14 protein-coding genes are annotated in these 19,671 nt (G+C 65.8%); 4 read left to right on the forward strand and 10 right to left on the reverse strand.

Translation table 11 applies throughout. The annotated features are described in order from the left end of the window. The first annotated feature begins 76 nt into the window (after positions 1-76). Both rbsK and HUK82_RS17720 read left to right on the forward strand, forming a co-directional pair. Positions 77-1,024, forward strand: a complete 948-nt coding sequence (rbsK, locus tag HUK82_RS01580; protein ID WP_176612270.1) for a ribokinase — start codon at positions 77-79, stop codon at positions 1,022-1,024. Beyond that, a complete protein-coding gene (locus tag HUK82_RS17720) occupies positions 999-2,285 on the forward strand; it encodes a GNAT family N-acetyltransferase (RefSeq protein WP_218061488.1) in 1,287 nt (428 codons plus the stop codon). The genes rbsK and HUK82_RS17720 overlap by 26 nt, the downstream gene beginning before the upstream one ends. 27 nt (positions 2,286-2,312) lie before the next feature. Here the strand turns inward: HUK82_RS17720 and HUK82_RS01590 are convergent, their stop codons facing one another. Next, on the reverse strand, positions 2,313-4,253 hold the full coding sequence (locus tag HUK82_RS01590; protein ID WP_176612272.1) for a S9 family peptidase: 1,941 nt from the start codon (positions 4,251-4,253) through the stop codon (positions 2,313-2,315). A 260-nt stretch (positions 4,254-4,513) separates the two neighbouring features. Between HUK82_RS01590 and HUK82_RS01595 the strand changes: the two genes are divergently transcribed. Both HUK82_RS01595 and guaD read left to right on the forward strand, forming a co-directional pair. Continuing rightward, positions 4,514-6,625, forward strand: a complete 2,112-nt coding sequence (locus tag HUK82_RS01595) for an FUSC family protein (RefSeq protein ID WP_176612273.1) — start codon at positions 4,514-4,516, stop codon at positions 6,623-6,625. 62 nt (positions 6,626-6,687) lie between these two features. Next, entirely contained in the window at positions 6,688-8,001 is a 1,314-nt protein-coding gene (guaD, locus tag HUK82_RS01600) for a guanine deaminase (RefSeq protein WP_176612274.1), read from the forward strand. Positions 8,002-8,011: 10 nt separating this feature from the next. On the opposite strand, the gene HUK82_RS01605 is transcribed toward guaD, so the two are convergent. The 9 genes from HUK82_RS01605 to HUK82_RS01645 form a co-directional block, all read right to left on the reverse strand. Further along, positions 8,012-10,339, reverse strand: coding sequence for a TonB-dependent receptor (locus HUK82_RS01605; protein ID WP_246495143.1), 2,328 nt, complete (start codon positions 10,337-10,339; stop codon positions 8,012-8,014). A gap of 151 nt (positions 10,340-10,490) precedes the next feature. Continuing rightward, on the reverse strand, positions 10,491-11,651 hold the full coding sequence (locus tag HUK82_RS01610; protein ID WP_176612275.1) for an acyl-CoA dehydrogenase family protein: 1,161 nt from the start codon (positions 11,649-11,651) through the stop codon (positions 10,491-10,493). 192 nt (positions 11,652-11,843) lie between these two features. Then, positions 11,844-13,067, reverse strand: coding sequence for a cation:proton antiporter (locus tag HUK82_RS01615; protein ID WP_176612276.1), 1,224 nt, complete (start codon positions 13,065-13,067; stop codon positions 11,844-11,846). A 91-nt stretch (positions 13,068-13,158) separates the two neighbouring features. Continuing rightward, entirely contained in the window at positions 13,159-13,602 is a 444-nt protein-coding gene (locus HUK82_RS01620; protein WP_176612277.1) for a SufE family protein, read from the reverse strand. A 76-nt stretch (positions 13,603-13,678) separates the two neighbouring features. Next, on the reverse strand, positions 13,679-14,992 hold the full coding sequence (hslU, locus tag HUK82_RS01625) for an ATP-dependent protease ATPase subunit HslU (protein ID WP_176612278.1): 1,314 nt from the start codon (positions 14,990-14,992) through the stop codon (positions 13,679-13,681). Between the two features lie 5 nt (positions 14,993-14,997). Continuing rightward, complete coding sequence (gene hslV, locus HUK82_RS01630) at positions 14,998-15,591, reverse strand: ATP-dependent protease subunit HslV (RefSeq protein WP_176612279.1); 594 nt, start codon at positions 15,589-15,591, stop codon at positions 14,998-15,000. A gap of 65 nt (positions 15,592-15,656) precedes the next feature. After that, positions 15,657-17,642, reverse strand: a complete 1,986-nt coding sequence (locus HUK82_RS01635; protein ID WP_176612280.1) for a response regulator — start codon at positions 17,640-17,642, stop codon at positions 15,657-15,659. Beyond that, positions 17,639-19,489 (reverse strand): response regulator, encoded by a 1,851-nt coding sequence (locus tag HUK82_RS01640; RefSeq protein WP_373318296.1) that lies wholly within the window; start codon positions 19,487-19,489, stop codon positions 17,639-17,641. The genes HUK82_RS01635 and HUK82_RS01640 overlap by 4 nt, the downstream gene beginning before the upstream one ends. Further along, the coding region (locus tag HUK82_RS01645) for a chemotaxis protein CheB (RefSeq protein ID WP_305144397.1) at positions 19,477-19,671 on the reverse strand (195 nt) is incomplete at its 5' end. The genes HUK82_RS01640 and HUK82_RS01645, both read right to left, overlap by 13 nt.

Consider the following 19,671-nt stretch of genomic DNA (forward strand, 5'->3'; position numbering starts at 1 on the left):
AAAATCAACAAGCGCTGGTAGAGATATAAATATCCGTTCATAAACGCATCACTCTGTTGCCTACGAAAGACGCGATATGTCCGATACTTCCCTTCTCCTTCCCGCGATTGTGATATTCGGCAGCATCAATATCGATATCGTGGCCCGGCTTGAAGCACTGCCCAAACCCGGTGAAACGCTGCACGCGCCCGCCGCCCAGATCGGACTGGGCGGCAAGGGCGCCAATCAGGCCGCCGCGGCGGCTCGGCTGAGTGGTTCGGCACGTCTTGTCGGCCAGGTCGGCAACGATGCTTTTGCCGACACGGCCCGTACGGCTCTGGCGCGTTTCGGTGTGGACGCGTCGGCCCTGCGCACGGACCGCGATCATCAGACCGGACTCGCCCTGATCGCGGTGGACGCGCGGGGCGAAAACACAATCACGGTGATCGGCGGTGCGAACCTGTCGATCGCGCCGACGGACCTACCCGAGTTTGAGAAGGTTCTTTTTCCGGCAAAGGTTCTTCTTCTTCAGCTGGAAATTCCCCTGGCCGTGGTGCGCACCGCCGCACAGGCGGCCCACACCCGAGGCGTGCCGGTCATTCTCGATCCCGCACCCGTCCCGCACGAGCCGTTGGACCCCGCGCTGTATGCTTTGGCGACCGTGATGACCCCCAATGAGACGGAAACCGAACGACTGGTCGGCATCCGGCCCCATGATGCGCAGACGGCCGCCGACGCGGCAGCGGTCTTTCATCAGCGCGGCCTCGCCCGCGTTCTGATCAAACTCGGCGCACGGGGCGTGTTCTGGTCCGCAGACGGCGAGAGCGGCTTCATACCCCCGTTCCGCGTCACCGCGATCGACAGCGTAGCCGCGGGGGACTGCTTCAACGGCGGTCTGGCCACCGCCATGGCGGAGGGCAGACCGTTTGCCGACTGCGTGCGGTTCGCCGCCGCGTGCGGCGCACTTGCCACTACCCGCCACGGTGCGGCCGACGCCGCGCCGACACGGGACGAGGTCGATGAGCTTTTACGCTCACAACCTTGACCAGGTCAGGAGTGTTCCGATGATCGATGTGCATTACTGGCCGACGCCCAATGGTCACAAAATCACGCTCATGCTGGAGGAGACGCGACTCGCCTATCGGCTTCATGCCGTCAATATCGGCAAGGGAGACCAGTTCCTGCCGGATTTCCTTGCCATTTCGCCCAATAATCGCATCCCCGCGATTGTCGATCACGCGCCAGACGACGGGGGGGCACCGCTCTCCGTTTTCGAATCCGGCGCGATCCTGTCGTATCTTTCGCGCAAGACAGGGCGCTTCGGCGGTGACACGCCACGCCAGCGCATCGCGGTCGAGGAATGGCTGTTCTGGCAGGTCGGGGGGCTCGGCCCCATGGCGGGACAGAATCATCATTTCTCAAGCTACGCGCCGGAAAAAATACCTTACGCCATCGACCGTTATGTCAAGGAAACCACGCGCCTCTATGGCGTGATGGACCGACGGCTGAGCGCCACGGCGTTTCTGGCGGGCGATGCGGTATCGATTGCCGATTTTGCCGCCTATCCCTGGATCCTTCCCGAAGGACAGGGTCAGGACATGACCCTGTTTCCGTCACTAGCCCGCTGGCATGCCGCAATCGCTGCCCGACCCGCCACACGGCGCGCCTACGCCCTGACGCAAAGCGTGCGGAGCGGCGACGTCTTGTTCGCCACCGCCGACGATCGCAACGCCCTGTTCGCACAGGCCGGCCTTCGCGATGACGGGGCTGATGCAACAGACTTCGTAATTCGGGGCGCCCGGGTCGAGGATGCGGCGATGCTGCCCGACGTGGAGCGCTCGGCCGCCAACGCCTTCCGCGGCGTGGTCGATCCGGCCATCGGCGACCTGTCGTGGATTGCCGACGACACCGTCATGTCAGCCGACGACCATCGCCTCGCGATCATCGGTGGCCAGACATGGGTCGCCGTCGACGAACACGACAGGCCGCACGCCTTTCTCAGTGCCTCGCTTCACGATACATACCTTCATATTCATGAGATTTCCGTGGCCACCCGATTTCAGCGTCGGGGCGTCGGCCGCGCGCTGCTGACACGGGCCGCCACCGCTGCCGCGGAACAGGGTCTGAAGGCCCTGACTCTCACGACGTTCCGAACCGTGCCGTTCAACGCGCCCTATTACGCGCGCCTCGGCTTTGTGGAGATACCGCGCCCGGAATGCCCCCCGTGGCTGGACGAGATCCTGAACGAGGAGGTCGCGCGCGGTCTGCCGTCCACCTCCCGCTGCGCGATGATCCTGCGCCTGTAAACAAGACGCTCCGGTAACGCCCACTCTTCATCCGCGACCGGCGAACCACCGCGCGAACCAGTTCGCCGTGCGCGTTGCGACATCCGCCCGCGCGCCGGGGTCGGCCAGCCCATGCCCGAGACCGGGATAGACAACATAGCTGTACGGCACGCCCAGAACGCGCAGGGCCTGAACATACTCCTGGCTTTGTGGCATCGGGCACTCGATATCGCGCTCGCCGACATACACGAAAGCGGGCGTATGCATCGTCTTCATATGCAGGACGGGCGACGCCGCGAGGTAGGGCTCCGGGTTATCGTAGATCGAGGCGCCGAAGAACGGAATGTCAGACGTCACGATCCCCTGCTCGCCCTCGATCGACAGCCAGTCCGACACGCCACCCCCCGCCGCCACGGCCGCAAAGCGATCCGTCTGCGTCGGTGCCCACATCGCCATGTAGCCGCCATACGAATACCCGATCAGCCCGAGCCGACGCTCATCGACCGGAAAGGTCCCCGCAACAGCGTCAATCCCGGCAAGAATGTCGCGCAGGGGGCCACCGCCATAGTCATGCACGACCGCGCTGGCGAAGGCTTCTCCCTGACCGAAACTGCCACGGGGATTGGGCAGCAGCAGGTCATATCCACGCGCCAGCAGCGCCGTCTCCGTCGGCCCGACGCCAAAACGCGGCACCCACGCGGCACTGGGGCCGCCATGAACATCAATGATCAACGGGTGCTGTGCGGCCGTCATGCCGGGCGCGCGCAGATACCACCCCTGCACGGACACACCATCGCTTTTCCACGTCAGGGACAACGCCTTCACGCCGCCAGCCAGGCCACGATTGAGTTGCGTCACGTCGTGAAAGGCTGTCAGGCGCCCGTCTTCCACCAAAGCGGCCGCGAGTTCGGGCGCCCGATCGAAGTCCTCGCGCACCGTCACCGCCGCGCCACCGGCACAGGCGATCGCGTGGCTGCGCTGACCCAGCCCCACGCTGCCGCCGCCATGCCACATCACGCGGGGCCGTTCACCGTCGAGCGCAAGCAGTGCGAACTCCGTCTCATGCTGGACGGTGGCCGACAGTCCGGCACCACACTGCCACCCTACGGCCGTCGCGGTCATCGCGCGCGCTTCCTTGACCATCCGGTTCACGGGCGCGGCGTTCGCGTCCAGCGCCAGCGTGTAGACGTCGCCGCCGGTCGATCCGAAATCGCTCATCAATCCACCGATAAACGCCGCCGTGCGACCATCGGGAGAGACCCGGGGCTGGGCAAGTTGCATGGTCTGCGGCGGATGGAACAGGGTCGTCGTCACACCGTCGGGCGCGATGCGGTCCAGTGTCGCCACCCAGTAATTGGCATCGCCATCCCCGGCGGCCGAGACGGCGATATAACCGCCGCCCGGCAGGGGATCGTAGTCGTAGACATAGCGCCCGGCGTCGGAGACGAAATGCACCGCGCCGCCATCGATCCGGGCAATGCGCTGTTCGTCCGGCTGGACGTTCATGTCCCCTGCCCGCACGGCCGATGCCTGCGTTGCCCCCGGGCGCTTAGCCGGATGAAGGGTCGCCAGGACCGACAGGTTGCCCGTCGCATCAAAGACGGGGCGATCGATGACGCCATCAAAATGCAGGATCAGCGCCGGGTGAACGCCTTGCGCCGTCATCCCGAAGAGCGACGAACTGCCATCCGCGTCGGTCGTGACGACGACCAGGGAGTGGCCGCCCGGCGCGAACGCAGCGGCCGTCGGAACGCAACCCGCGACGGAGCACGGGAGGGTGACCGTCCTGGCGCGCCCATCGCCCGTGCCACGCAGCATCAGCACCGTGCCACCCGCAGCGCCTTGCTCCAGACTGGCCACCTGTGTTCCGTCGGGCGACAGCACGACATCGGCAAAGCGTGTCGGACCATGCGGCGCGGCAACCGCACCATGCCCGCAGGACAGAATGCCCAGCAGGACGGTCAGAGCGCGAAGAGGAAGGCGAGTCATAAGGCAGCGTTTTCCCGACCGGACACAGGGCCGCGTACCCTAGCCCCGCCGGGGAGGCGCGGAAACTACCCGGACGGTCACGCACTCTTGAACAATCAGTAAATGGCAGTCATGCGTGCGTTGCGCGGAGCTTTCGCCCTGCCGTTCGGCTACCCTTCGCGTCCTTACTGGTCCAAAGCGCGCGCATGACTGCCTCGTCCACCCCTCAGTCGTCCCGGTCCCGACGAGCGACCGCCGTACAGTCCGCCGTGTCCGCCTGGATGGCGCGGCCATCTGGTCTGGCGTGGCTGTACGCGCCGTCGCCGGCGTCGCTGCTGTTCGCGGTCAGGACGACGGCGGCGGCGATCATCTCGTTGCTGATCGCCATGTGGATGGAACTCGACAGCCCGCAATGGTCGGCCATGACCGTTTGGATCGTGGCCCAGAACTCGCGCGGGGAAAGTCTGTCCAAATCGCGCTGGCGTGTCGTCGGTACCGCCGTGGGCGTGGTCATGGCCGTGCTGTTCACAGCTCTGTTTCCCCAGCAGCCCTTCCTGTTTCTGCCTGCCATCGCCTTATGGCTCGGCCTGTGCTGCACGGTCGCGACGATGGTGCGCAATTTCCGCGCCTATGCCGCCGTCCTCGCCGGATATAGCTGCGCGATCGTCGGACTTGCGGCGGCGTCGAACCCGAACGACATCTTTACCGTCGCCGTGTCGCGCTCGACCTACATCATGCTGGGCATCGTGGTCGAAGGATCCCTGGCCGCCCTGTTTGCCATCAATGGCGAGACACAGGCCCGCATCGCCCTCCGCGCCAAGCTGACATCGGCCATGGACAGCGCAACCGATGCGGTTGCGCACGTTCTCGACGGTGGCGAACACGCCTTTCAGCGCTCGCGCGCGCTGTTCGGCACAATCCTGACGATCAACGACCAGATCGAATTCACCGAAGTCGAAATGGGCCACCACGGCAGCGAGGGCGACCACGCCCGGGCGGCACTGGCGGCCGTGTCCGTCCTGCTGTCGCGCGCGCTCGGCATGGCCACGCGCATGGCCGCGCTACCGGACGAGCAGAGCGATTTCCGCGCCACGGCCGGGATGGCACGCGACCTGATGCGCGACATCCCCCCCCTGCTGGCACACGACGAAGGCGCGGCGAACGCCATGGTCCGCGTGCGTGCCCTGCAGGACCAGTGCAGAGCCCGGATCACCGCCGCCCTGGGCGAGGAACTGCCGCCGCAGGGGGGCGTGAGCGAAGAGCACATGACGATGTTGCTCGACCGCCGCGTTCTTCATCAGGCCCTGTGGGAGTTGCTGGACGACCTGTATTTCGCACTGCGCGAGTTCCACGCCAGCACACGCCCCGACGTGCGCGACCATTTCCATTTCCGCCTGCCGGCACCGCGCGATTACACCGAGGCCCTGCATAACGGCATCCGCGCCACCGCCAGCATCACGGTGGCGTCGCTCATCTGGGAAGTCACCGCATGGTCAAGCGGCCTTGGCTTCATCACCATCATCTCGCTCACGGTCGGTCTGTTCGCGACCCGCGAGAACCCGGTGATCGCCACCAGCAACTTCTTCCGCGGAACGGTGGCGGCCGCAATCGTCGCCGGAATCATGTCGCTCTGGGTCGTGCCGGCCGTCAATGATCCGACGACTCTGGCCGCCGTTCTGGCCGTGCCGATGATCGTGGGCGGACTGGCCGCGCGCAACGCGTCCACCGCCCTGGCCGCCGCAGCCTACAACATCTTCACCATCAATATGATCTCGCCGCTCAACGGTGGGCGGGAGACGGAGATCGCCTATTTCAACAGCGCCGTGGCCACGGTTCTGGGCGCGGGCTGCGCGGTCCTGATCTTCCGCATGGTACTTCCGTTCAACACCGACTCCGTGCGCTGGCGGATGCGCGGGCGTATTCTGGGCGATCTGCGGCGTCTGGCCGCCAGCCCGGCGTTACCCGATACGCGCCGCTGGGTGGGTTACAGCGCCGACCGCATGGCGCGCGTCGTCCGGCACGCCGGCCCGGCGCCGGCCCCCGTGATCGAGGCTTATCTCCAGGGCACGCTGGCGGCGATGACCATCGGGCTGAACGTCATTCGCCTGCGCCATCTGCACGCGCGCCAGCAACTGCCGCCCTCCGCCCGGCGACCGGTGGAGGTGGTCCTGCGGCGGATGACCCAGTTTACCGGTCGCTATGGTCGCACGGCCGCCATGGCCCATGCCGCCACGCGGATACTGCGGCAGCTTGAAATCCGCGAAAGCGACATCGAAAAACGTCTGGAGATGACGCGCGCCATCGCGTATCTGCTGGTCATCTCGAACGAACTCGACCAGAACGCCGACTTCCTGAACGCACAACGTCCATATCGACGGGTCGACGGTGCCTGACCCCGGCGGCGGAAACGTGTGCGAACGGTGCGGCAAACGCGCGCCCCGAAGGACCGACCACCGTGCCCATTCCACCCCTCGCCCTTCGTGGCGACGTCGTCACCTTTTCCGGCAATCCGTTCGAGCAGCCGCCCGAATCGTGCCTTGTTCATGTCCGTGACGCGCTGGTCGTCGCCCGTGACGGCGTTCTGACCCATGTCGCGCCCTATGACGCGCGCGACGTCCCTGCCGACGCCACGGTGCACATCGCGCCTGGACTGATTGGCGCCGGGTTCATCGACGCGCATGTGCATTACCCCCAGCTCGGGGTCACCGGTTCCTATGGCGAGCAACTGCTGACATGGCTGGAGCGCTATGTGTTCCCGGCCGAGGCGGCCTTCGCCGACCGCGCGCACGCCGATCATGTCGCCGACGCTTTCCTGAGCCAACTGATCGCCGCCGGAACCACGACCGCCTGCGTCTATTGCACGGTCCACCCGGAGTCGGTCGACGCGTTCTTCACCCATGCCGAGGCGCTGGGCGCGCTGATGATCGCCGGAAAGGTTCTGATGGACCGCAACGCGCCCGACGCGCTGCGCGACACCGCGCAAGGCGGGTATGACGAGTCCAAGGCGCTCATCAGTCGCTGGCACGGTCGCGGACGACTTCGCTATGCCGTCACCCCGCGTTTCGCCCCCACCAGCACCCAGGCGCAGCTCGATATGGCGGGGGCGCTCCTGCGCGAACATGACGGTCTCTACATGCAGACGCACATCGCCGAAAACACGGCGGAAATCGACTGGGTGCGCAGCCTGTTTCCCGATCGGCGCGACTACCTCGACGTGTATGGCCATGCTGGTCTGATCGGCCCGCGCTCGGTACTGGGGCACGGCATCTATCTCGGCACCGACGAACTCGACCGATGCCATGAGGCACAGTGCGGCGTCGCCCACTGTCCCAGTTCGAATCTGTTTCTCGGCAGTGGTACTTTCGATCTGTTCGGCGCCATGCGCCGCCCCCGGCCGGTGCGGTGTGGACTGGGCTCGGATGTGGGTGCCGGCACATCGCTTTCGGCCCTGCGAACGCTGGGCGATGGCTACAAGGTCGCGCAGGCGCTGGGGCAACGGCTGCACGCCGTTCAGGGGTTTTGGCTGGCAACGGCCGGCAACGCGCGGGCGCTTCACCTCGACCATCGTATCGGCACGGTCGCCGTCGGTATGGATGCCGATCTGTGCGTTCTCGATCCGGGCGCAACGCCGCTGCTGGCATTACGAACCGGGGGCGCGCGCGACCTGACCGATGTCCTGTTCGCGCTGATGTCTCTGGGTGACGAACGCTGTGTCCGCGAGACCTATATCGCCGGCCGGCGCGTCCATGAGCACCGGCCGGCGAACTGAAGTCTTCCCGTCAGAAGCGCTGCGAAATCCCGGTCAGGATCGTGCGGCGCAGGCCATATTGCGGTGCGCCGACGCCAATGCCCGTGCCGCTCCGCAACTCGTAGCGCGCATCGAACAGGTTGGTGACGTCGAGGCGAACCTGCGTACGCTTGAGGAACGACATATGGAACAGATCCTCGAAGCTCTGCACGAGCGACAGGTTGAACGTCACATACTGCGGCACCGAAGCCCCGTTCGGGATGTCGGAATCCTCGCGCAGACCACTGCCATAGACCATCGTGGCCGACAGCATCAGCGGATGACCCGTTTTGTACCAGAACCGGTAGCTTCCGCCGGCCGATGCCGTCCATCGCTGATCGTGGTCAAGATGGATCCATCGATGACGGGCATAAGCCAGATCGTCGGGATCGAAATTCCATTGTGCCGTCGTGATGTCCTTGCCGATCGCGCGTGACCACGCGACGTTACCATAAACGCTGAACGGACCACGGTCGTAGTTCGTGGCAAATTCATACCCATGCACCTGGCCGCGACGGTAATTGAACGCCGACAGCACGATCGGGGATCCGAATTGCCCCTCGTCGATCATGTTCTTCGCGATCTTCAGATAGGCGTCGAACGATGCATGCCAACCCGGCAGAATCTCCTGCGCGAAGCCGGCGTCAAAGTAATGATCGCGCTCGGCCTTGACGGTCGAGTCCTGAAGCGTTCCGGGCGCGGCTGAGGTGTTCGCATATTTGCTCAGCTGCGTTCCGCCCACGATCTCGAACGGCGGCGGCGTGAAGTAGCGTGAATATCCCGCGTGAAGCACGCCACCGTGCCATGGCTGATACACGATGTTGATGCGGGGGCTGATCTGCTTCGAATGGGTGTACTCGTCCACGCCATCAAATCTCAGGCCGTAATTGATCGTCAGGTTATGCAACGGGTGCCATTCGTCCTGGGCGTACAGACCATAGATCCAGCCTGTCCGTCCGTTCCCGTCATGAATGTTGAGTGTATCGCCGTTGAACACGGCCGCTCCGGTCTCGTCTTCGCCCGTCTGCGCATAGACGACGGAATCGGTCTTCGAAATATTCCGCTCCACATAAGCCTGATAACCGAACCGCACCGTATGGTCAGGAGCGGCCCGCCACGTGACGTCCGTCTGCGAGCCCGACGAAAAGACCGAGCGCTGGGCCCGCTGGGAAATACCGTTATAGACCAGATCACCCAGGGCGTCGGGCGAATAGCCCAGCGACGAATAACGCACGATCGCCGACGCCTGAAGGCTGATGTTCGAGCCGATATCTTTTTGCAGGGACAGGATTCCGAAATCGGTGATCTGCTTCTGACGCTCATTCAGACTCGCGCTGTCGACGGAACCATAATTCGTCTGTTCCAGCGAACTGCCGAGATAGCTCGGATTGGCAAACTGTCTCTGCTGACCGGGATTGTTCGGAAGCTGATACTCGGCATTGGACACACCCGCCGTCAGGCTGATCCGGGTGTTGGAATCGGCCGTGTACCGCAGATGACCCAGGAAATGATACTGGTTGCTCAGATCATGCAGAGCATTGAAACTCGACGTCGGGTTCTCGATGCCGACGCGATCATGGACGAAATCGCCGGTGGCGAAGAAATCCCATTTCCCGGCATGGCCACCATATTGAAGCGAGGGGAAGAAGTAATCCCGCGCACCACCGTAGATCGAGACCTCGCCGCCGCGATCGGCACTGCCGTTCTTGGTCGAGATATCGATAACGCCGGCCTGAAGAAATCCGTATTCGCTGGGCAACGCCCCCGTGGTCAGGGACATGGAATGGGCAAAGCGCGTCATCAGCGCCTGTCCGAACACGCTCATCCCCTCGGGCAGTCCGACGCCGTCGAGCCGGAACTGCACTTCATTATGATCGCCGCGAACGTGGATCTGGCCGTAACTGTCCTGCGCCACGCCCGGGGCCTGCAGCAGAACGCCGTTCAGAGGCGCATTGTCGCCCCCCGGGATCGTCTCCAGATCCTGGCGCGAAAAACGATAGGTCGTGGCACCGGTGGACGGCTGCAACGCCGCGCGACGCTGATCGAGATGCGCGTTGACGACGATATGCTCCTCGTTCGTGTCCAGCGTGTCCGTCACCGTCTGCTGGGACGCCCCCCCCGTAAACGACGAACGCGAAACGGCGCTCGACCGCTTGGCCGGGGCGAGCGGCTTCGCATGAACGCCGGCCGGTTGGGGCGTCGACTGGCTGCTGTCGGGCGCCGTCGTCCGCGCGCGTGAGGGAACCATCGTCGCAGCCGAACACAGCGCGGTTGCCGCCAGCCAGAGAGCGAGAGAGCGCGGTTTTGAAATGGGAGTCATGACCTGCCTGATGAGACACTCGATACCGCGCCCGGTATATATGGTATATTATAACATATCAAACCGGCAGCGAGAGATGCGCGACAGTGAGGGTAGAACCTGTTGCACGAGTGTCACATGAGGACGCGGACTCCGGGCGCCGACGTCCGCCTCAGGGCGCGGGCACGAGGACATGCTTGCCGGCGCTCTCCAGCACCATGTCGGCCTGGGGCGTGTGGATCCGTCCGCACAGGACATTGCGGTAGTGGCGCTCCAGCGGGTTGTCCTGGCTCAGGCCCGGATTGCCGGTGACTTCGATCGCCTTGGCGACCGCGGCGATGGCATTCTCGGTCATGATCCGCTTGATCTGACCATCGTCCTCCGCCCTTTGCCCGGCCTCGGCCTGCGTCAACCCCCGTTCCATGAGGGCGGTGTTGACCAAAAGAAGACCATCGATCTCACCCAGCACGCTGTGAAAACGCGGCAGCGTCGCCAGCGACCGGCCCAGGGCCGACGGCACCCGGCTGTGCAGGAAGTCCACCAGCCAGTCTCGCGCCGAACGCGCGATCGCATCGTACAGGCCCGCAACGATTATGGCATGCCAGCGCGCGACACTCGCCGTCTCTGGGCTGCCCGCGCCCACCGGCTGCAACGACGTCAGATATCGGTCGGGGATGTCCACATCGTCGAACACGAATGTATGGCTTCCGGTGGCGCGCATCCCCAGATGATGCCAGCTTTTCTCGATCCGGACGCCCGGCAGGTCGAGCGGCACGACAATCTGGCCAACGCGTGGTTCGGGCTCGTCCGTCACACCCCAGACCAGACCCCACGTCAGCGCGCTTGAGCCCGTGGAGAAAATTTTCTGCCCGCTCAGCAGCCATCGGCCACCCGCGCGCCGCACGCGCGTGGCGGGGACACCGCCGCGCGCCGGGGTGCCCAGGTCCGGCTCGACCCGCAGCGCGTTGACCAGAGCGCCGTCACGAACAACAGAGCCGAGCACTTCATCACGCAGGTCATCCGGCCATGTCGACGAGCACGCGATGCCGGCCGTCTGGAGATATTGCATGGCCAGAATAAGCGCCGATGACGGATCCGCCCGGGCGACGCGCGCGACGAGGTCGACGGTCCGGCGCAACCCGATCCCACCACCGCCCTTCTCGCGCGGCACGGCCAGCGCGAGAAACCCCGCCTGACGAAGGTCGTCCAACGTCTCGAGGGCGATCTCGCCGGACCGGTCATGCACGGCCGCGCGTTCGGCAAAGCGCGGCAGCAGGGCGGCCAGACGTTCATCCTGCCGGGTCTGGGCATCGACCCCGTGTGATCCGTCCATCTGCCGCACTCCTCCGTCGCCTGCACCGGCTGGTCGTCGCTGCCGTTCATCTTAGGAAGCGTGGCACAAGACCTGTCAAACCAAAGCGGCAAAAGGCTGGATTGAGCACGCGTGCAGGCTCGCGATCGACCCTGTCGGCCGGCGGGGGGGGGGCACGGGTGATCATGTGCCCCCGGGAAGAGGTCCCCGGCGTCAGGCGGACGCCAGCACCGCCCGTCGCTTCGGGACCACCATGCGGAACAAAGGCCCGGTCAGGGTCGTGGAGGCCACGGCCAAAACCATCAGGGAGGCGAACGCGAACTCCGAAATCATGCCACGGCTGTGCAGGATGGTCGCCGCGACGATTTCCATAAGCCCCTTGCACTGCAACAAAGACCCCACGCCCAGCGCGTCGCGCCAGCGCATGCCGCCGACGGGCGGCACCGCGACAACGGCACCGATCTTCGTGGACACGGACATCACGACCAGCATGACGGACGCGAGCACCGACGGCCACGTCAGCGCCCTGCCGTCGATATTCAGTCCACTATGGCCGAAGAACAGGGGCGCCAGCCAGATCAGGGCAAACGTGCCGACCTGCTCGACCGGCAGCCTGCGGACCCACGCCGGCGGCATCACCGCACCGGCGAAATACGCCCCGATCAGTTCATGCAGGCCAAGCTGCATGCTGGCCCACGCACCACCCGCCAGCCAGATAGGCAACGCCGCCCAGATGGCGAGCACCGGCGGATTGCGGACATGCCGCGTCGCCCAACGACCCGCTAACGCCAGAACGACAAGTATCACCACGGCAGCGAACTGGTGGATCGTCCAGCCATGCAAGGCCGCCGTGCCCTTGGCCATGATCTCCAGCCCCGCGAGCCCGATCCAAAGGGCGGCATCGTCCACGACGGCGATTTTAAGCGCCGTCTGTCCCAAGGGCCGATCATGCGGGCCGAGTTCGCGCACCAGTCCGATCAGGACCGGCAGCGCACTGACCGCCAGACACAGTCCGATCGACATGGCCTGAATCCACAGACCCGTTCCCGGGGCCTGCCACCCGGGCAGCGACAGGAAGAACCGATGAATAAGCGTCGTCCCAATGACGAACGGGATCAGCAATGCGAACAACGCACTGCCAAGCAAACGGCCAAGTCCCGCGTTCGTCGATGCCTCGCCCGCGTCCGCACCGGGGTGCTGCCACATCTCCAGCCCGGCGGTGAAGGCCAGAACCAGAACGGCAACCCAGCCGATATACGTGCCATACAGCGACGGAATTCCCGCCCATCCCAGGGGCCAACGGGTGACCGCGAGCGTGATCCCGACCAGAATAGGCAGGACGACGATCGGCATGGTCCGTTGCGTCAGGCGCCACATCAGCCATGGCAACAGAACAAACACCAGCGCATCCAAGACTAAGGCCATAATATCCGCCATGACCTCTCCGTTGTTCACATCAAAAGAAAGGTAATAGTAGAGAAATTATTCGCGCGGAAAACACTTTTCTCTAAATGCCGACTTTATACCATCACGCCACTGCCTTGCCGGCTGCCAGACGAATGGCGCGTGCCATGGCTTCCACCCCGTTTCCGCGATTGGTCGACAGCGCCTGCACCAGTCCCAGGTCATGCAGGAAGCGTGGTTCGGTTGCCATGATCTCGTCCGGCGTGCGCCCCGAATAGACACGCAGCAACATCGCGACCAACCCCGACACGATGGCCGCGTCGGACGCACCGGCGAAATACAGGCACCCGTCGCGCTCGAGGCTCTCGAGCCAGACCTGGCTCTGACAGCCCGGCACGCGGTGGGCGTCGTCGTACCAGCCAGCGGGCATCGGTGGCAACTTCCGGCCCAATTCGATGATATATTGGTAACGCTCCATCCAGTCGTCGAACAGTGCGAGTTCCTCTCCGATCTCCGCGATCGCGGCGGCGGCGGTTTCGTCTTGGGGGGTAACGAACGGATCGGACATGGTGCTGACCTTGCGCTGGAGCGATCTCCGGGGAACGAAATCGGTGCGCGCGGTGTCCGCGCGCTCCGGCCCGTCCTCAGAGGATGAAGCGGCTCAGATCGCCTTTCTGGGCAAGCGGCGCAACCTTCTCCCGCACGTCGGCCGCCGCGACCCGCACGGCCTGACCCGCACGGTCAGAGGCCGAGAACGAGACATCCTCCAGCAACCGCTCCAGAACCGTGGCCAGCCGCCGCGCGCCGATATTCTCCACGCGCTCGTTGATCTCGGCCGCAAGGTCGGCCAAGGCCCCCACCGCATCGTCGTCGAACGCCAGATCCACGCCCTCGGTCTCCAGCAGCGCGGAGTACTGCTTCAGCAGCGAATGCTCCGGCTCGGTCAGAATCCGCCGCAGGTCGTCGCGCGACAGCGGATCGAGCTCCACGCGGATCGGCAGGCGGCCCTGCAACTCCGGCAGAAGGTCGGCCGGCTTGGCCAGATGGAACGCGCCCGAGGCGATGAACAGGATATGATCCGTCTTGACCGGTCCATGCTTGGTCGAGACCGTCGTACCCTCGATCAACGGCAGAAGATCGCGCTGCACGCCTTCGCGGGAGACGTCACCGCCGCGCACCCCTCCGTCGGACGAACGCGCGCAGACCTTGTCGATCTCGTCGAGGAACACGATGCCGTGGTCCTGCGCGTGCTGCACGGCCTCGCGCGTCAAAGCATCCGAATCCAGCAGGCGGTCGGCCTCCTCCCGCACCAGCGCCTCGCGCGCCGCGGCGACGGTCAGGCGGCGGCGCTGCGGCGTCCGGTTCATCAGCCCCTTCATCATGTCGCCGAAATTGATGACGTTCCCCGGCTGCAAGCCGGGCATCTCGCCCACAGGCGCGGCCTGCGGGTCCGTGATGGCGAGTTCGACCTCCCTGGTCTCCAGTTCCCCGTTGCGCAGCATCTGGCGGAACTTGCTCTTGGTGTCGGCGGACGCGGATTCGCCCACCAGTGCATCGACCAGCCGCGCTTCGGCCGCCTGCTCGGCGCCGGCCTGCACGTCGCGCCGCCGGATGTCGCGCAACATGGTGATCGAGACTTCAACCAGATCGCGCACGATGCTCTCGACATCGCGGCCGACATACCCCACCTCGGTGAATTTCGTCGCCTCGACCTTCAGAAACGGACTTTGCGCCAGCTTGGCCAGACGGCGGGCGATCTCGGTCTTGCCGCAGCCGGTCGGCCCGATCATCAGGATGTTCTTGGGCACGACCTCGTCGCGCAGACCCTCAGGCAACTGCGCACGCCGCCAGCGATTGCGCATCGCAATGGCGACGGCACGCTTGGCATCGTTCTGCCCGATGATGAACCGGTCGAGTTCCGAGACGATCTCGCGCGGGGAATAGTTCGGACTGTCCATAAGGCTCACGCTCCCTCGCCCGGGCTGTCGGAGCCCAGCGTTTCGAGAATGACGGAGTAATTCGTATAGACGCAGATATCGCCGGCGATCTTCATTGCCCGGCGTGCGATCTCCGCGGCATCAAGACCTTCGACCGTCATCAACGCCCGTGCCGCCGACAGGGCGTAGTTTCCACCCGAACCGATCGCGACGATGCCGTCTTCGGGTTCCAGCACGTCCCCGTTGCCGGTCAGGGTGAACGAGCGCTCCGCGTCGGCGACGGCCATCATCGCCTCCAGACGGCGCAGGTAGCGATCGGTCCGCCAGTCCTTGGCCAGTTCCACGCAAGCGCGCTCCAGCTGATTGGGATAGCGCTCCAGCTTGGCCTCAAGACGCTCCAGCAACGTGAAGGCATCGGCCGTGGCACCGGCGAACCCCGCGAGGATCGTGCCGTGCGGGCCGATCCGGCGGACCTTGCGGGCATTGCCCTTGATCACCGTCTGGCCCAGCGTCACTTGGCCGTCGCCCGCCATGGCGACCGAGCGGCCACGACGCACAGAGAGAATGGTCGTGCCGTGCCAGCCGACCGGATCATGGGGGGAAGACGTCATATTGTGCATAGAGCGATAAGATAGGCGACGGAAGCCGCAAGACAAGAGACCCCGCCGGCCACCCGGCCCCGCGCTCAACCCCCCGCGACCTCACGCAGGGCGGCGGCCAGCGCCTGTGGCGTGAACGGCTTGGCCAGCACCCGCGCCCCGTCCGGCAGCGTGTCCATGTCGGCGAAACCGGTAACGAAGATGATCTTTTGCGACGGGCGCTCCTCAAGGATGCGGCGCGCACATTCCACGCCGCCCATCACCGGCATCAGAAGATCCATCACCACCAGATCGAACGGCTCGCCCTTACGGATCAGTGACAGTGCCTCCTCGCCGTCCTCGGCTTCGACGACCGTATGCCCGGCCTGCATCAGGAACCCGGCCGTCACCGCACGCACCAGCGCCTCGTCATCGACGACCAGCACATGCAGCGGCCCGGTCGGCGCACCGGTCGCCGTTACAGCGGACGACACCGGTTCGGTGACGGGGTCGCAGGCCGCCTCGGCGGGCAACCAAAGCTCCATGCGCGTACCGCGCCCCGGCGCCGAGTCCACCCGCACATCGCCGCCGCAATGCCGCACAAAACCATAGACCATCGACAGGCCAAGGCCGGTCCCGCGCCCGATATCCTTGGTGGTGAAAAACGGTTCGAAAATCCGGGCGGCGGTCTCGGTCGACATGCCCAGTCCTTCGTCCACCACGGCGATGACGACATAGGCGCCAGCGGGCAGCGTGGCCACCGTCGCCGCCCCGCCGCCGCCCGCGACCCCCTTGAGCGCGGCGTCGGGCTCGACCTGTTCGGCCCTTGCCTCGATCCGGATCGTGCCGCCGCCCGGCATCGCGTCCCGGGCATTGATGCACAAGTTGAGCAGCGCCATTTCGAGCTGCCCGGAATCGGTTCGCACCTGTGGCAGACGCCCGGCGCCCGGCACGCCCGCAAGGTCCAGCACGCATGCCCCCCCGCCGCCCGGCGTCTGGTCGAGGTCGGGGCGCGAGACGGTGCTCTGGGCCAGAAGATCGCGCATGCCGCTGATCAGGGCGCAGGCATCGACACTGTGGATCTGCAGATCGCGGGGGCGGCTGAAGTTCAGTAGCCGCCGCGTCAGCACCGCTCCGCGCTGGGCGGCCGTGGTCGCGTTGTCCAGCAGACGCGCCACCGCCGGGTCGGGCGCGACCATATCGCCCACCAGTTCCAGAGAGCCGATCACGGCGGTCAGCAGGTTGTTAAAATCATGGGCAATGCCCCCGGACAGGGTGCCGAGCGCCTGCATCTTCTCGGCCTGGCGCAGCCGCTGCTCCATCTCCACGCGCGCCGTGACGTCCCGGTCGATCGTGACCGACCAGACCCCCTCGTTTTCATGCCCATCCAGATCGCGGCCACGCCCGGCCAGCTGGACGCGCGTCACCTCGCGCCAGCGCCCGGCACCCGGCTCGTCCGGGGGGACCAGAAACGTCTCCTCGTCGCGTCCGTTGGCGGCCAGACGCTGCTCCGCCGCCTCGACCCGCGCACGCTGTCCGGGGGCGCACAGATCGACCTCCCGGTGGCCGACACAGTCCACGGGGTCCGCGGCGAACGTGGCGGCGGCGAGGTCATTGACACGCACGAACCGACCCGACCAGTCCTTGAACGACAAGCCGGAGCGCAGATTGGCCATCAGCGCGCCCAGCAGCATCCGCTCGGTCCGCAACTCGCCTTCAAGCCGGAACCGCTCGGCGGCCTGCCGTACCATGGCCAGCATAGCATCCGGCTCCCACGGCTTGTGGGAATAGAACGAAATCCGCCCCTGATTCAGCGCCGCCGCGACGGCGCCGATATCGGCATATCCGGTTAGCAGGATCGCCTGCGCGTCACTGAGCGCGCGGGCACGCGTCAGAAACACATCGCCCGGGATGCCGGGCATGCGCTGGTCGGAAATGATGACCGCGATGCCCGGGTTTCTGTGCAGGATCTCGAGCGCGCGGGCCGGCGCCGTCGTGGAGAGGACCTCGAACGAATCCTCAAGGAGGTCGGTCAGCGCGACCAGAATTTCCGACTCATCGTCGACGATCAGAACAAGCGGGCGCGCGGTCATGGCGTCTCCTGCGACGAATAGGGCGCGGCGGTGTCGGGAGCCTCCAGCGCGCGATAGGGGACGGTCAGGGTAAAGCGCGCGCCGCCCAGCCCCGACTCATCGATGGCGATCGCGCCGTGATGGGCCTGCATGACACCATAGGCGATCGCCAGACCAAGGCCGGTCCCGGCACCCACGGGCTTGGTGGTGAAAAACGGCTCGAAAATCCGCTCGCGCGTTTCGGGAGGAATGCCCGGCCCGGAATCCTCGACCTCGATGATGTAGGACGGTTCGGTCGAATCGGAAGAGGGGTACAGGCGCGTTGCGATCCGGATGCGGCCTGTCACCATGCGATGGTCGCCGCGTCCTTCGCTGTCGCCCTCGCGCACGATCGCGTCGATCGCATTGCTCAGCAGGTTCATCACGACCTGATTCAACAGGGCCGGCTGACAGTACAGCACGGCCGGCGCCCGCAGGTCGGTCTCGATCACGATCCCCGGGCCGATCTTGTGTGTCAGCAGCGCCAGAGCGACGTCGACCGCCTCGGGCACATCGACCTCCTGAAAAGCCCCCTCATCCAGTCGCGAGAACTTTCGCAGGCTCAGCACCAGATTTTGAATCCGCTTCAGACCCAGCGCCATGGAGCCGACACGCGCGCGGCACTTGGCCAGCAGCGCCTCGCGCGTGCCGGCGTCGGGGGGGGCGGCCTCGTTCATCAACCGATCCAGCGCGCGCTCGACCGTGTCCTTGTGCGCGATCGTAAAGGCCAGCGGGTTGTTGATCTCATGCGCGATACCGGCCACCAGCTCACCCAGCGAGGCCATCTTGGCACTCTGCACCAGCTTGCCCTGCGCCTCGATCAGGGCGTGGTTGGCGTGTGCCAGCTCCCGGTTCGCCTGCTCCAGCGCTCCGGCCAGGGATGCCTTGGCCGCGTTGACCGATGCCTCCAGCCGCGCGCTCGCCACCGCCGCCTCCTGTGCGCGACGCTCGTCCTCCTGCCGCCGGATCTCGTCCTGTCCCAGCTTGCGGCGCACCAGAACGCGGATACGCAGGGCCAGAACGTCGGAATCAATGTCCTCGGGCACCAGATCGTCCACGCCGGCCTCGAACAGCCGCAGCGAGGCATCGCTGCGATAGTCCGATTGCCGGCACAGACCCAGAATACGCAACGGCACATCACCGGCCAGAAGAACACGCTGGCGTAGCGCGTCGAGCCGCCGGCAGAACGCGACCCCGTCGAAGCGCGTTGTCACAAGGTCGACCACGATGCAGTCCGGTGCCCGGTCCGGGTCCAGCCAGCCCGATTCGATCAGGCCGTCGGGGTCGTGCTCCTCGGTCACCAGATGGCCGTCGCGCGACAGCAACGCCACCAGAGCTCCCGGCGTGCGGCTCGACCGGGTGTCGTCTCCCGTCAGCACCACGATCCGGGCGCGCCGGAACGGCAGCGCGTCCTCGCCCCCCTGTCGGCCGGTCTGCCGCAGGAGCGCCCGGATGCGCAGCACCAGAACCTCGGGCAACGCGGATTTGGACACATACGCGTCCGCTCCGCTTTCCAGCCCCTCGCGCTCCAGCCCGGGCTCGGCCCCCTCGGTCAGCATCAGCACGGGGACAAGACGCGTGGAGGCGCTCATGCGGATCTGACGCGCCATCTGCCCGCCATTCATGCCCGGCAGATGGTAATCCGCGATGACGAGGTCCGGAATATCGTGCGCCAGACGGTCGAGCGCGACCTCGCCACTCTCGACGCGTTCGACCTGGAACCCGTGCTGTTCGAGCATGCGGCGGATGCGCAGCGCCTGCGTGTCGGAATCCTCGACCAGCAGCAGGCGCGCGCCGTTGTCCACGGCTGATGCGTTCACAAGGGGGATCCTTCCGCCAGTCCCGATCGCACGGCGGCCCCCGCAAGCGGCACGGGAACGCCAGCCGTCGCGCACAGGCTGCCGGCAATCAGGTCGAGCGGCAGCACCAGCGACGCCGCATTCATCTCGATCGCCGCGCGCGGCATGCCGAACACGACCGCCGTGCGCGCGTCCTCCGCGATCGTCGGGCC

This window comes from Ameyamaea chiangmaiensis, from assembly GCF_013376175.1.
Taxonomy (GTDB): Bacteria; Pseudomonadota; Alphaproteobacteria; order Acetobacterales; family Acetobacteraceae; genus Ameyamaea; species Ameyamaea chiangmaiensis.